Here is a 13,408-nt window from a genome sequence, read left to right on the forward strand (position 1 = left end):
GCCGTCTTCGCGTCGGCGCGCTGACTGAGCGCGACGGCGGCGCCCGCCACCCCACCGATCGGTGGATGCGCGGTGCCGGCAGCGCCGCCAGCCTGGAGGCATGAGCACAGCACCAGCGGTCGTCGTCGACGGCCTCACGAAGCGCTATGGCGATCGCATCGCCGTCGACGGCGTCTCCTTCGAGATCGAGCGCGGCGAGACCTTCGCCCTGCTCGGCCCGAACGGCGCCGGCAAGTCCACCACCGTCGAGATGCTCGAGGGCTTCCGCACCCCGACGAGCGGCAGGGCGCGCGTGCTCGGCGTCGACCCGCGCACGGGCGACCGCGCCTGGCGCAGTCGCATCGGCGTCGTGCTGCAGTCGAGCGGGCAGGCGGGCATGCTGACGGTGCGCGAGATCCTGACGCACTTCGCCCGAGTCTTCCCCCGCGCGCGGGACGTCGACGAGACCATCGCGGCGGTCGGCCTCGGCGAGCACGCGAGGCGCCGCGTCGGCAAGCTGTCGGGCGGCCAGCAGCGGCGCGTCGACGTCGCGCTCGGCATCATCGGTCGCCCGGAGGTCCTCTTCCTCGACGAGCCCACGACCGGTTTCGACCCGCAGGCGCGAAGGCAGTTCTGGGAGCTCATCCGCGCGGTCGCTGCAGACGGCACCACCATCCTGCTCACCACCCACTACCTCGATGAGGCCGAGCAGCTCGCCGACCGCGCCGGCATCATCGCCGGCGGCCGGCTGCTCGCGCTCGACAGCGTCGATCGCATCGGCGGCGCCGAGGCGCGCACGCCGATCGTGCGGTGGGCGGATGCCTCCGGTCACCACGAGGTGCGAACGCTCGAGCCCGCGGCCGTGGTGCGGGCGCTCGCCGGTGAGCCGCGCGAGCTCGAGATCGTGCGGCCGTCGCTCGAGGACGTCTACCTGGAGCTGCTCGCTGCCGCGCCGCCCGGGGACGGCACGGAACCGGATCGACGCGGCGCCCGCTCCCAGGTCGAGGAGGTCGCGGCATGAGTGCCTCCGCCGTCAGCCGGCCGGCCGCACCCGAGGGCATCCGGCCCCGCGGCATCCGCCCATGGCACACCGCGCGATGCGCTGTCGACCGCATCCGGGTCGAGCTGCTGCAGTACGTGCGACGCAGCGACGCGATGGTCTTCACGTTCCTGTTCCCGGTGCTCCTGTTCGTCATCTTCGCGAGCGCGTTCGGCGATCTCGACCCGATGCTCGAGATCGACGGCCAGGTCGTGACGCAGGCGCACACCTACCTGCCCGCCATGCTCGCCGCGGGGGTGTTCCTGACGGGTGTGCAGAACCTCGGCATCGAGATCGCGGTCGAGCGCAACGACGGCACGCTGCAGCGCCTGGCCGCGACGCCGCTGCCGGTGCTCGCCTACTTCATCGGCAAGCTCGGCCAGCTCGTCGTCACCGCGCTCGCGCAGGCGGCGCTGCTGCTGCTCGTGGCGCGGTTCGCGTTCGGCATGGAGCTGCCGAGCGAGCCGGAGCGCTGGCTCACGCTCGCGTCGGTGTTCCTCGCCGCGCTCGTCTGCTTCGCGGCCATCGGCGTCGTGATCGCCCAGATCCCCCGCTCGGTGAGCTCCGCATCCGCCGTCGTCATCCCCGTCGCGCTCGTCCTGCAGTTCATATCCGGCGTCTTCCTCCCCTTCACGCTCCTCCCAGACTGGTTGCAGACCGTCGCCAACCTCTTCCCGCTCGCGTGGGTCGCCCACGGCTTCCGCTCGGCGATGCTGCCCGACATCGCTCGATTCCTCGAGGTCGGCGAGGTGTGGGACCTGCCGATGGTCGCGGTCATGTTGGGCGCTTGGGCGGTCGTGGGTACCGTGATCGCAGCGGCGACGTTCCGCTGGGTGAAGCGCGCGTGACGGCCGCGCGCCGGGAGGAGCGGAGGATGACGGATGCAGCCCTCCGACGCCCACCGGCGGATGATCCGCGGGTGTGGGACGCGTATGTCGGGATCGGTGCGCTCGTGCTCTCGGGCGTCGCGTGCTTCGCCGCACCGACGCCCGCCGCCATCGGCCTCGGTGCCTCGGGCGTGCTGGTCATCGCGGTGGCGTACGCGCTGACGCGGCGCCGGATGGTGGCCGATCGGCCCAGCGCGGCGTTCCAGGTCGTCGCGGTGATCGCTTGCGCCGCCGCCGCCTACGCCTTCGGGCCGCTCGCGAGCGCGCAGGCGCTCGTGGCGCCGCTGCTGTGGATGTCGTCGGGCACGAGCACTCGGCGCGCAGTGGTGACGAACGTCGCGCTGTTCGGCGCTGTGCTCGGCGCCTTCGCGCTGCGGGGCAGCGAGATCGGACTGCTCGCCACGACGCAGGCGCTCAGCCTCGCGTTCAGCCTCGTCATCGGCCTGTGGATCTCGGGCCTGGCGCGCGCGAACGACGAGCGCGAGCGCCTCATCGGCGAGCTCGAGCACGCGCACGCGAGCGTGGCAAGACTGAGCGGCGAGCAGGCGACTGCCGCCGAGCGGGCGCGGATGGCGCGCGATCTGCACGACACCATCGCGCAGGACCTCGCGGCGATCGCGATGCTCGCTCAGCGCTCCCAGCTCGACCGCGAGGCGCTGCGCTCGATCGAGCAGCTCGCGCAGGACTCGCTGGTTCAGGTGCGCGGCATGGCCGCAGCCCACGCTGGAGTCGGACTCGACGATGGGCTGCAGGTCGCGCTCGAGCGGCTCGGCGGGCGGTTCCAGGCCGAGACGGGTGTCGTCGTCGCCGTCGAGGCCGCGCTCGTCCCGCTCCCGGTCGACGTCGAGGTCGCCCTGCTGCGGACGGCGCAGGAGGCGCTCGCGAACGTGCGCAAGCACGCGGCGGCGCGCCGCGTCGAGGTGCGGGTGTCGACGGATGCGTCGGGCACCGTGCTGTCGGTGGCCGACGACGGGCAGGGCTTCGACCGCGCGTCGGTCTCGCGAGGCCTCGGGCTGCAGGGCCTGGACGAGCGCATGGCGCTCGCCGGCGGCAGCCTGGAGATCGAATCCTCGCCGGCGGGCACGACCGTGACCGCACGGCTGGCGGCCGCGCCCGCTGCGACGCAGGGCGGTGGCGCGTGATCCGCGTCGTGGTCGCCGACGACCATCCCGTCGTCCGCGGTGGACTGGTCGCGCTGCTCGCGGAGGCGAGTGACATCGAGGTGGTCGGGCAGGCCGCCGACGGGGATGCGCTCGTGCGCGTCGCGCTCGAGCAGCGGCCCGATGTCGTGCTCACCGATCTGCGCATGCCCGGTGTCGGCGGGGCCGAGGCGACAAGACGGATCCGCGCCGCGCTCGAGGCCACGCACGTGCTCATCCTGACGACCTACGAGACGGATGCCGACATCTTGGCGGCGACCGAGGCCGGAGCCACGGGCTACCTGCTGAAGGCCGCGCCTCCGCTCGAGATCTTCGCCGGCATCCGCGCAGCGGCGAGGGGCGAGCGCGCCATGGCGCCGAGCGTGGCGCGCGCGCTGGCCGAGCGTCAGCGCACCCCTGCGATCGCGCTCTCGGCGCGCGAGCGGGAGGTGCTCGCGCTCATGAAGCAGGGCTCGACGAACGCCGCGATCGGGGCCACCCTCTTCATCGGGGAGGCCACCGTGAAGTCGCACGTGCAGTCGATCTTCTCGAAGCTCGGCGTGCGAGACCGCACGAGCGCGGTCGCGATCGCGCTGCAGCGCGGGCTGCTCTAGCGGTCAGGCGTGGGCGCGGCTCGTTGCGGGGCGCGGCACGCGCCGCAAGCCGGCACGCACGACGCAAGCCCGACAGGCAGGATCCGCGGCCGTGGAAGCGCGGCGGTCCGGAAGCGCACGAGCAGGGATGCGCCGCTTGCGTCGTGCACGCGAGGGCCGCCGGGAGGGCGGCGCGGGAGGGCAGCCGGGAGGGCTGACCGAGAGCGACGAGCAGCCGAGCCGCCCGAATCGGCGGGCCAGGGGCCGGCGGGGGCCCGCCGTCGCTACAGCGGCAGGCCCACGAGCACCGGCTCGGGCACGAGGTGCACGCCGAACTGGTTCTCGACCCTGGCCTGCACGAAGCGCGCGAGCTCTGCGACCTGCTCGCCCGTCGCGCCGCCGCGATTCGTGAGCGCGAGCGTGTGCTTCGACGAGATCGCTGCGCGCGAGCCCGGCAGGCAGAAGCCGCGCCCGATGCCCGAGTGCTCGATGAGCCACGCGGCCGACAGCTTCACCTGCGGCACCGGCCGCTCGAGGGGCGGCAGCGCGTCGGGCTCGGCCTCAGGCCCATCGGCGCTGAGGGGCACCACGACCGTCGAGGGCTGCGGCGACATCGACCAGCGAGGTGCCGCATCCGGAAGCGTCGCCGCGAAGCGCGCCGAGACGATCGGGTTGGTGAAGAACGAGCCGGCGCTCACCGAGTCGGGGTCGTCGGAGAGCACCATGCCCTTCGAGCGCCGCAGCTCGAGCACCGCCGAGCGCAGGTCGTCGAGGGGTACGCGCGTGCCGAGGTCGACGCCGAGGGCGGTCGCGAGCTGCTGGTAGGCGATCGGCTGGCTGCGACCGTCGGCCGAGCGGCGCAGCCGCAGGTCGACCGACAGCACGACGCCCGTCAGCAGCCCGCGCTTGATCGCGGACTCGCGGTAGCCGAGCCGCAGCTCGGCCGCCGGCACCGACCGCACCGCGAGCTCACCGCGCTCGTCGCGCGTCAGCAGCTCGACGCCGAGCAGCGTCGACGCGACCTCCTGCCCGTACGCGCCGATGTTCTGGATCGGCGCCGCACCCACCGAGCCCGGGATCCCGCTGAGGGCCTCAAGCCCCGCGAGGCCCTCGGCGACCGAGTGCGCGACCAGCGCATCCCACCCCTCGCCAGCTTCGACGCGCAGCACGACCGAGTCGTCGGCCGGCGGCTCCTCCCCCGCAGGGCGGTGGGGGCGCTCTGCTGTGGGCAGGGTGCGGATGCCTCGGGTCGCCACGCGCAGGACCGTGCCGTCGAAGGGCTCGGAGGAGGAGACCGTGTTGGAGCCGCCACCGAGCAGCAGCAGCGGCGTGTAGTCGTCGTCGATCGCTTCGGCGTACGCCGCGGCGACCTCGTCGCGGGTGGTGGCCTCGACCCACGTCGCGACCTCGCCGCCCACCCGCATCGTCGTGGCGTCGGCCAGGCGTCGGGGCTCGGCGCTCCCGGGCTGCTCGCTCATCGGGCGGTGGCGACGACGACCTGCGCCTTGCCGAGCACGGTCGACTCGCCGACGGTCACGGTGAGGTCGATGCGGGCAGTGCCCTCGCCGAGCTGGCCGACCTTCGCGACGATGCGCAGCAGCGCTCCCGCCTCGGGGTCGACCACGACGGGGCGCGTGAAGCGCACCTGGTAGTCCAGGATGCGCGCGGGGCCTGCCCAGTCGACGACCGGCTGCACCGCGGCGCCCATCGTGAGCATGCCGTGGGCCAGCACGCCCGGCAGGCCGACGGCCGCGGCGACGTCGTCGCGGTAGTGGATCGCGTTGAAGTCGCCCGAGGCGCCGGCGTAGCGCACGAGCGACTCGCGCGTGAAGGTCAGGTCGCGCTCGGCGACGACCTGGCCGACCTCGAGCTGCTGGAGCTCCTGCTGCTGGCTCATGCCGCCTCCCCCGCGATCACGAGCGACGAGGTGGCCGTGACCACGTGACTGCCCGACGCATCCGTCACCTCGGTCTCGCAGGTCACCATGTCGTTGCCGCCCAGCGAGCGCACGCGCGTGACCGTCAGCTGGGCGGTGAGCTCGTCGCCGGCGACGATGGGCCGCGTGGCGGTGAAGCGCTGGTCGCCGTGCACGATGCGCTCGAGCACGATGCCGGCGCTCGGGTCGTCGAGCAGCTGGTTCCAGGTGAGCTGCTGGATCACGATTGGGAAGGTCGGCGGGGCGATCACGTCGGCGTGGCCGGCAGCGCGCGCGGCCTCGACGTCGTGGTGCTCGGGGTGCAGCGCCTGCACGGCGCGCGCGAACTCGCGCACCTTCTCGCGGCCGACGAGGTAGGGGGCCGTGGGCGGGTACTGCCTGCCCTGGATCTCGGGGTTCACTGGCACCCGCCCAGCCTAGCGAGGGGTGCGGATGCCGGTGGCGGCGGCAACGCGAAGGGCCCGGTCAGCAGACCGGGCCCTCCGTGGCGGTAGCGAGGGCGGGGTTCGAACCCGCGACCTCACGATTATGAGTCGTGCGCTCTCACCAACTGAGCTACCCCGCCAGATGCGCCCACCCAAGCCCGAAGCGTCAAGCAAGCGCGAGCCCCGAGCGAGGATCGAACTCGCGACCCCTTCCTTACCATGGAAGTGCTCTACCGCTGAGCTATCGGGGCGATGCCGTCTAGGCAACCGAACGATCATAGCATTCGGTGGACCACCCACGCACACCAGGAGCGCATCATGCCCGACGTCGTCATCGCAGGAGCAACCGGCTTCATGGGCCGCCACCTCGCCGACGCCATGCGGCGCGACGGCCGCGTCGTCCGCACCATCGGGCGAGGCCCAGGGGCGGATGCGTCGTGGGGCGACGCGGACGGCATCGCACGCGCCGTCGACGGGGCCGGTCTGCTCATCAACCTGGCAGGCAAGCCGGTGCACGCGCGCTACGACGACGCCACGAGGGACGAGATCCTGCGCTCGCGCGTCGAGACCACGCGCGCGCTCGGCGAGGCCGTCGCTCGGGTCGCGGCGCCTCCGGCGGTGTGGATGAACGCGTCGACCGCGACCGCCTACGCGCACACGACCGAGCGGGCGCACACCGAAGCCGACCCGGCGGGCGAGCACGGCTTCTCGGAGGATGTCGCGCGAGCGTGGGAGCGCGAGCTCGTGCGCGCGGATGCGCCCGCGACGCGGAAGGTCGCGCTGCGCACGACGATCGCGCTCGGCCACGACGGCGAGGCGACGCGCCTGCTGTTCCGCCTCGCGCGACTCGGTCTCGGTGGCCCGCAGCTCGACGGGCCGTGGTTCCGGCACGAGCGCTACCGCGGGCTCGCGGCCGATCGCGGCACACCGGAGGCCTCGGCGCCCAGCGCTGGCAGGCCGACGCGCGGCGGGCAGCGCTTCTCGTGGATCCACATCGACGACGTCGTCGGCGCCGTGCGCCACATCGAGGCGACCCCAGAGCTCGCGGGCCCCGTCAACCTCGCCGCTCCGGAGGCGGTCACGAACCGGCAGCTGATGGCGCTGCTGCGCCGCACCGTCGGCATGCCGATCGGCATCCCGGCGCCGCGCTTCGTGCTGGAGCCGGCGATGTGGGCGCTGCGCACCGAGAGCGAGCTGGTGCTGAAGAGCCGCTGGGTCTCTCCCGGCAGGCTGCTCTCGACCGGCTTCGCCTTCCAGCACCCGCGGCTCGACTGGGCGCTGCGCGCCATCTGGGGGCGGATGCGCGCGGGTGCCTAGCCCGCGGCGTAGCCGCGAGCACCGAGGGGCGCGACTCGCTCGGCGCAGCGGCGCAGCACGTCGATCGTGTGAGCGACGACCGCGCGCTCCGCGACATCGGGGCGCGCGAGCACGCTCACGATCCGGCCGGTCGGCAGCCCTGCGAGCGGCAGCAGCGCGACGCCGGCGCCGGAGCGGGTGCTGAAGCGCGGCAGCATGCCGATGCCGAGCCCCGCGGCGACGAGCGCCTCGATCAAGCGGTTGTCGCGCACGCGCTGGACGACCGTGAATCGCTCACCCGCCGCATCCTCGATCGCGATGCGCAGGTCGTCGAAGGGGTATCCCTCGGGGACCCCGATCCACCGCTGACCCGCGAGGTCGATGGGCCGCACCGGCTCGGCCGCGGCGAGCTCGTGCTCGGATGGCACCGCGATGTCGATCGGCTCGCGCAGCAGGTCCACCACCTGCAGGCCACGCCACTCGGCCGGCGGTGTCGCTGCCATCCGGTGGCCGATCACCAGGTCGTGGTCGCGCGCGAGCGCTGCGTAGTCCGCCTCCGGGACGTCGTGGTCGTGCACGCGCAGGTCGATGTCGCTGCCGAGCGCCGAGATGAGCGAGGGCAGCAGCACGACACCCGCACTCGGCAGCGCCGCCACGTCGACCCTGCCGCGGATGCCACCGCGATGGACGGCGAGCCGGGCCTCGACGCGAGCGACGACGGCCGAGACCTCGATGGCGCCGGCGGCGAGCAGCCGTCCGGCCTCGGTGAGTCGCACGCCGCGCCCGGCCGACTCGGTGAGCGGCAGACCCAGGTCGCGCTCGAGCGCACGGATGCGCTGCGACACGGCGGAGGGGGTCACGTGCGTCGAGCGTGCCACGGCGGTGAGGCTGCCGCGCTCATCGAGCTCTCGGAGCAGCGCCAGATCCCGGAGTTCCATGAAGCAACGCTACACATACGCTCTTCGACTCTTCGCTTGTGCTGCACGGTATCGACTGCTGTGCTCAGCGCATGACGAATCGTGAACGCCTGCTGGGCTGTCTGGTGGCGGTGCTCTGGGGAGCGAACTTCCTCGCCATCCACCTCTCGCTCGAGCAGTTCCCGCCGTTCTTCCTGGTCGCCCTGCGGTTCGCGCTCATCGCCGTGCCCACCATCCTGCTCGTGCCTCGCCCCGACGTGCCGCTGCGCTGGCTGATCGGCTACGGCCTCGGGTTCGGCACGCTGCAGTTCCTGTTCCTCTACTGGGCGATGGCGTCGGGCATGCCGACCGGCCTCGCCTCGCTCGTGCTGCAGGCATCCGCCCCCTTCACCGTGCTGCTCGGCGCCACGCTGCTGCGGGAGCGCCTCGACCGCGGCCAGGTGGCGGGCATCGTCCTCGCGGCGGCCGGGTTGACGGTCATCGGCGCCCAGCAGCTCGGCGCCGCCGCCCTCGGACCCTTCCTCCTCGCGCTGCTCGCCGCGCTCGGGTGGGCGCTCGGCAACCTCTCGAGCCGCCTCGCGCGCCCCTCGAAGCCGCTGCACATGACGCTGTGGATGTCGGTGGTGCCGGTGCTGCCCATGCTCGCGACCTCGCTGTGGGTCGAGGGGCCGGGCCGCATCGCGCAGTCCTTCGTCGGGCTCGAGCTGCCGCAGGGGCTGCTGGCGATCGCCGGCCTCGCCTACACGATCCTGCTCGGCACCGTCGTGGGCAGCGGCATCTGGACCTGGCTGCTCAGCCGCCACCCCGCCGCGCGCGTCGCCCCGTTCTCCATGCTCGTGCCCGTCGTCGGGCTGCTCACGGCGTGGCTGGTGCTCGGCGAGACCCTCACCGGCATCGAGATCGCGGGCGCCGCCGTGGTCGTGCTCGGCGTGCTGCTCGGCTCGGGCGCACTCCGGCAGCTGCGCCGCCGCGCGTCGATCGATCCTGCCGCAGCGGCGGACCCGACCGCAGTGGCCGCCGCGCCCACGCGCTGAGCGACTCGATCAGCGCGCGCCTCGAGCGCGACGCCAGCCGTCACCGACGCGCTCGACGGCACCCTCGCGCTCGAACGCCTCGAGCCAGCCGAGCATCGGCCAGAACCCCCAGCGCTCGGCGAAGAGGCCGCCGTTGCGCAGGATGTCGTCGAGGTGCTGCCACGGCGGGCTCGAGGTCGGGTGGTACTGGTGGTAGGCGTGGGCACCGCCCACCCACGCGAGCCGTGCTGACGCATCCGCCGACCGCATCGCGAAGTCGGTGTCCTCGGCGCCGTAGCCCACGTATGCCTCGTCGAACCCGCCGATCCGCTGCCACGTGCCGGCGGTGACCGCGAACGACAGCGACCAGAACAGCAGCTGCTGCTCGGGCTCGGCGTCCTGCACCGCACCCTCGGCAGGTGAGGGCCGAGCAGCGTGCGGCGCGGTGAGCGCGGCGAGGTCGGTCGACGGCGTCACGGCGACCGACTCGGGGAGGTAGGTCACCGGACCCGCGAGCAGGCCGTGCGGGCGCGCGCGCAGCGCGTCGTCGTAGCGCGGCAGCAGCTCCTCCCCCGGTACACAGTCGGCGTCGAGGAAGACGAGGCGGTCGCAGCCGAGCTCGATGGCCGTGCGTGCGCCGACGTTGCGGGCGGCCGCGAGCCGCATGCCGCCCGGATCGGGCGGCACGTGCTGCACGTGCGTCGCGGGGACCTCGGCGGGCGGAGCCTCCGCGTCGAGCCAGACCACGATGCGCTCGAGCCCGGTGACGTGCTGCAGCCGCGCCTGCTGCTGCGCGAGGTGCGCGAGCCGCGCCCGCGAGGCGAGCGTGATGGTGGCGATCGTCACGAGGCGCCTCCCGCTGCCACCCGGTCGATGATGGCAGCGGCTCGCTCAGCCGCGCCATCGATGCCCCAGCTGGGCCACCGCGGGTCGAGCGACCGCGCCCGCTCGAGCAGTGCGGGCCAGTCGGCGGTCTCGGAAGGCTCGAGGGCGATCGCGAGGCCGTGCTCCCGCAGCAGCTCGGCGGTGCGGCGCTGCTCGTCGAAGGGGCGGGGGCGCGGCACCACGATCGCGCGCGCCCGCGCAGCGGCGACATCCGCGATCGCGTTCTGCCCCGCCGCGGTCACGACCACCTCGGCCTCGCACAGCGCCTGCCACGGATCGTCGAGCCAGGTGTCGCCGCCCGCGACCTGCCACGCCCATCCAGGGGTGGAGGCGACGGCCGCGTCGAGCATGGCCTCCCACTCCGCGTCGCGCGCACCGCCGCCGAGCGCCAGCACCGTGCCGGCTCGCCGCCCACCCGCCGGCCGGCGGGCTGCGAAGCGCGAGACGCCGCCGACGTGGTGCAGGGCGGATGCGACCGGGCCTGTCGCGGCGGAGGCGGGCCATGGCGCGATGATCGCGTCGGCCAGCCGCCGACCGAGCGCATGGGGCGCATCCTCCCTGTCGCCGGGCTGCGCGAAGAGGGCCACGCGTCGACCCATGAGCCGCGCGAGGACCGTCACCTCGACCGACACGTCGACGACCACTGCGTCGAGCACCGGCGCACGCGCGGCGATCGCCGCCAGGCGCTCCGCGTGGCCCCGGTGCCCGAGCGGCGCCCAGTGCAGCGCGCCGCCCGCGGTCGGCGCGGCGCTCGAGGGTGGGCCATCGCCCTCGTCGGCGTCATCGCGGGGCAGCACCACCCACTCCGTCGCGGGCGGCAAGGACTCGGGGCGCGGCAGCGAGCTGAACGCGACCACCGACGCGTCGACGTGCGGGCGCACGGCCAGGAAGCGCGTCAGGTGCCCCCTGCCGTGGTGGTGGATGTACCAGCCGACGACGCTCACGTGGTGGCCGCCGCGCGGTCGGGCTCCACCGCACCCGCGGCGAGCCGGTGCCGGTAGAGCGCGTCGAGCTGCAGGCCGCGACGGCGGGACGAGAACCGCTCGACGGCGTGCTCGCGGATGCGCTGCCGCTCCGATGCCGAGAGCTGCAGCAGCTCCTCGGCGGCTTCCGCGAGCGCCGCGGTGTCGCCGGCCGGCACGAGCCTCGTGCCCGGTAGCCCCTCGAGCACCTCGGCGATGCCGCCGCGGTCGAAGGCGGCCACCGGCGTGCCGGTCGTGAGCGCCTCGGCGAGCACGAGGCCGAAGGGCTCCTCCCAGCAGGGCGTCACCAGCGCGCAGCCGCTGCTGCCGACGAGGTGCGCGAGGCGTCGCCTGCGCATCGGTCCGAGGTGGCGCACCCCGTCGCCGAGGCGCGGCGCGATGAAGCCATCGAAATACTGCACGTCGCCGACGCGGCCGGCGACCGTGATCGGCCGCCCGAGCGACTGCGCGACGTCGATCGCGAGGTGCGCGCCCTTCTCGGGCACGAGCCGCCCGAACCAGACGAGGCTGCGCCCGCCGGGGCCGAGCGGCCAGGCGTCAGGGTCGACGGCGTTCGGCAGCACCGTCGACTCGACGCCGTGCGCCTGCCACTCCTGCGCGGTGTGGCCGCTCACGGCGACGAACGAGTGCGCGGGGCCTGCGGCATCCGCTGCGGCGACGAGCTCTGGCAGCGGCGGCGTGTGCAGCGTCGTGAGCATGGGGATGCCGTGCTCGGCGGAGCGCGCGATCGGCACCGGGTGGAGGCTGTGGTTGTCGACCAGGTCGTAGGCCGAGGGGTCCGCCGCCAGGTGGTCGAGCACGCCGTCGAGCACGCTGGTCACCTGGTCGAGGTAGCCCTCCGGGTAGGCCTCGTCGGAGGAACGGTCGCCGCCCCACACGACGCTCGGCAGCCGCATCCGCTCTGGTGTGCGATCGAGGAAGTCCGAGCCGCGTGCAGCGATGAGCGTGATCTCGTGCCCGCTCGCGCGCAGCGAGCGCACGCGATCCCAGACCGCCGCCTCGAGGCCGCCGGGGTGGGGCTCGCGGATGGGGTGTCGTGACGGGGCGATGACGAGGATGCGCAGCCGGTCGCGGCGGGTGAGGCGCGTCACCGCCGTGCGCCGGTCTGCGCGACGAGCTCGCGGTAGAGCTCGTGGTGCGCGTGCGCGATGGCCGTGCGCTCCGCGCGGCGGAGGCACGAGCGATCGGCGACGACGCGGCGGCGCGCGGCGGAACGGGGCCGCGTGGCACGCTGCACCGCCTCCAGCACGACGGGCCCTGGGTCGCCGTCCCGCTCGAGGCCGAGGTACGCATCCGGGTGCTGGCCCGCCATCGCGAGCCAGTCGGGTCCGACGACGCTCACGCCGCGGTCGTAGCAGAGCTCGAGCCAGCCCGAGTGCGTGCCGTGGCGGTAGGGCAGCAGCGCGACGTCGAGCGCGTCGATCTCGGCGAGCAGCGCGTCGTCGTCGGGGCGCTCGCGCACGAGCAGCTCGCAGTCGGCGCGGTCGCGCAGCGCCGCAGCGAGCTCGAGCTCGAGGGCGGGGTCGCGCGTCGTGGCGTTCCGCAGCACGCGCCCTGACGCGAGGATCCCCGCCTGGGCGAGGGCGTCGAGCCCGGCGAGCAGGGAGCGCACGGCCGCCAGCGCATCGATGTTGGGGCGGAGGTCGCGCAGGTGCACCCCGATGACGCGGGCGGGCGGGGTGGTGCCTGGCTCGCCCGCGACGTCGTCGCAGGTGGCAGCGAGCGCGCCGCCGGCAGGCAGGAGGGTCGGATGCCCGAGCACGCGCGCCTCGCGGCCCCACGTGCGGCGCACCTCCGCGCCCGCCTGCGGGGTCAGCGTGAGCAGCGCCGCGGCGCGCGAGATCACCAGGTCGAGGTCGCGCCGGTGCGCCGACTGGTCGTCGAGCTGCGGGTTCTGCAGGTCGTGCACCGTGTAGACCAGTGGCTTGCCGAGCGCGTCGAGCGCGTCGAGCGCCGCTGCCAGTCGGCCCTCGGGCAGCGACTCCATGCCGAAGTGCACGTGCACCAGGTCGAACCGGTCGGCGTTCGCGCGGATCCACGCCGCGTCGAGGACGAGCGGTGGCCACCAGCGCTCGGGATGCGCGGGGTCCGGGACGGGATCGGGGAGCACGGCGACGCGGTCGTGCTCGGTCACGGCGACGACGTAGGGATGCACGGCGGGGACCGCAGCCACGCGCACGACTGCGACCTGGTCGGGTGTCTCGATGCGATGCTCCTTCGTCGGCAGGCGGGGGCCCCGGTGGGCGCCGACAGGGGTACAAGGCCGGCCAGGTACGTACACTACTGCTGACAAGCAACCGCTAGCCCGGCGACGCT

General features: G+C 74.1%; 14 protein-coding genes and 2 tRNA genes. 6 read left to right on the plus strand and 10 right to left on the minus strand.

The genetic code is table 11. The annotated features are described in order from the left end of the window. Positions 1-100 precede the first annotated feature (100 nt). Genes BQ6202_RS10095 through BQ6202_RS10110 form a run of 4 tightly spaced genes read left to right on the plus strand, consistent with a single transcriptional unit; the run spans position 101 to position 3,658 of the window. Positions 101-1,000, plus strand: a complete 900-nt coding sequence (locus tag BQ6202_RS10095; protein WP_072314337.1) for an ABC transporter ATP-binding protein — start codon at positions 101-103, stop codon at positions 998-1,000. Next, positions 997-1,866 (plus strand): ABC transporter permease, encoded by an 870-nt coding sequence (locus BQ6202_RS10100; RefSeq protein ID WP_072314338.1) that lies wholly within the window; start codon positions 997-999, stop codon positions 1,864-1,866. The genes BQ6202_RS10095 and BQ6202_RS10100 overlap by 4 nt, the downstream gene beginning before the upstream one ends. A 26-nt stretch (positions 1,867-1,892) precedes the next feature. Beyond that, a complete protein-coding gene (locus BQ6202_RS10105; protein WP_083587193.1) occupies positions 1,893-3,047 on the plus strand; it encodes a sensor histidine kinase in 1,155 nt (384 codons plus the stop codon). Then, positions 3,044-3,658 (plus strand): response regulator, encoded by a 615-nt coding sequence (locus tag BQ6202_RS10110; RefSeq protein ID WP_072314340.1) that lies wholly within the window; start codon positions 3,044-3,046, stop codon positions 3,656-3,658. The genes BQ6202_RS10105 and BQ6202_RS10110 overlap by 4 nt, the downstream gene beginning before the upstream one ends. Before the next feature lie 263 nt (positions 3,659-3,921). Here the strand turns inward: BQ6202_RS10110 and BQ6202_RS10115 are convergent, their stop codons facing one another. The 5 genes from BQ6202_RS10115 to BQ6202_RS10135 all read right to left on the minus strand — a co-directional run bounded on the left by BQ6202_RS10115 (position 3,922) and on the right by BQ6202_RS10135 (position 6,249). Beyond that, positions 3,922-5,115: a UDP-N-acetylmuramate dehydrogenase gene (locus BQ6202_RS10115; RefSeq protein WP_072314341.1), complete on the minus strand. Its 1,194-nt coding sequence runs from the start codon at positions 5,113-5,115 to the stop codon at positions 3,922-3,924. After that, complete coding sequence (locus BQ6202_RS10120) at positions 5,112-5,534, minus strand: MaoC/PaaZ C-terminal domain-containing protein (RefSeq protein ID WP_072314342.1); 423 nt, start codon at positions 5,532-5,534, stop codon at positions 5,112-5,114. Before BQ6202_RS10120 ends, BQ6202_RS10115 begins: the two co-directional genes overlap by 4 nt. Continuing rightward, positions 5,531-5,980, minus strand: coding sequence for a MaoC family dehydratase N-terminal domain-containing protein (locus BQ6202_RS10125; protein ID WP_072314343.1), 450 nt, complete (start codon positions 5,978-5,980; stop codon positions 5,531-5,533). Before BQ6202_RS10125 ends, BQ6202_RS10120 begins: the two co-directional genes overlap by 4 nt. Before the next feature lie 84 nt (positions 5,981-6,064). Next, positions 6,065-6,138: transfer RNA gene (locus tag BQ6202_RS10130), tRNA-Met, on the minus strand. 39 nt (positions 6,139-6,177) lie between these two features. Beyond that, positions 6,178-6,249: transfer RNA gene (locus tag BQ6202_RS10135), tRNA-Thr, on the minus strand. Between the two features lie 67 nt (positions 6,250-6,316). Between BQ6202_RS10135 and BQ6202_RS10140 the strand changes: the two genes are divergently transcribed. Continuing rightward, a complete protein-coding gene (locus BQ6202_RS10140) occupies positions 6,317-7,315 on the plus strand; it encodes an epimerase (protein WP_072314344.1) in 999 nt (332 codons plus the stop codon). Here BQ6202_RS10140 and BQ6202_RS10145 read toward each other — a convergent pair. Further along, positions 7,312-8,232, minus strand: a complete 921-nt coding sequence (locus BQ6202_RS10145; RefSeq protein ID WP_072314345.1) for a LysR family transcriptional regulator — start codon at positions 8,230-8,232, stop codon at positions 7,312-7,314. The two genes, BQ6202_RS10140 and BQ6202_RS10145, sit on opposite strands and share 4 nt — an antisense overlap. Positions 8,233-8,303: 71 nt before the next feature. Between BQ6202_RS10145 and BQ6202_RS10150 the strand changes: the two genes are divergently transcribed. After that, positions 8,304-9,245 carry an EamA family transporter gene (locus BQ6202_RS10150; RefSeq protein ID WP_072314346.1) on the plus strand — a complete coding sequence of 314 codons (942 nt, stop codon included), beginning with the start codon at positions 8,304-8,306 and terminating at the stop codon, positions 9,243-9,245. A 9-nt stretch (positions 9,246-9,254) separates the two neighbouring features. Here BQ6202_RS10150 and BQ6202_RS10155 read toward each other — a convergent pair whose 3' ends face one another. From BQ6202_RS10155 to BQ6202_RS10170, 4 genes are read right to left on the minus strand one after another with little or no spacing between them, the layout of a single operon-like run. Next, positions 9,255-10,070 carry a glycosyltransferase family 2 protein gene (locus BQ6202_RS10155; protein WP_072314347.1) on the minus strand — a complete coding sequence of 272 codons (816 nt, stop codon included), beginning with the start codon at positions 10,068-10,070 and terminating at the stop codon, positions 9,255-9,257. Further along, positions 10,067-11,053: a glycosyltransferase gene (locus BQ6202_RS10160; protein WP_072314348.1), complete on the minus strand. Its 987-nt coding sequence runs from the start codon at positions 11,051-11,053 to the stop codon at positions 10,067-10,069. Before BQ6202_RS10160 ends, BQ6202_RS10155 begins: the two co-directional genes overlap by 4 nt. Then, a complete protein-coding gene (locus BQ6202_RS10165; RefSeq protein ID WP_072314349.1) occupies positions 11,050-12,183 on the minus strand; it encodes a glycosyltransferase in 1,134 nt (377 codons plus the stop codon). The genes BQ6202_RS10160 and BQ6202_RS10165 overlap by 4 nt, the downstream gene beginning before the upstream one ends. Beyond that, the gene (locus BQ6202_RS10170; RefSeq protein WP_143143716.1) at positions 12,180-13,265 is read right to left on the minus strand and encodes a glycosyltransferase; all 1,086 of its coding nucleotides are present in this window, start codon (positions 13,263-13,265) and stop codon (positions 12,180-12,182) included. Before BQ6202_RS10170 ends, BQ6202_RS10165 begins: the two co-directional genes overlap by 4 nt. Positions 13,266-13,408 lie beyond the last annotated feature (143 nt).

It is taken from the genome of Agrococcus sp. Marseille-P2731, assembly GCF_900117395.1.
Classification (GTDB): Bacteria; Actinomycetota; Actinomycetes; order Actinomycetales; family Microbacteriaceae; genus Agrococcus.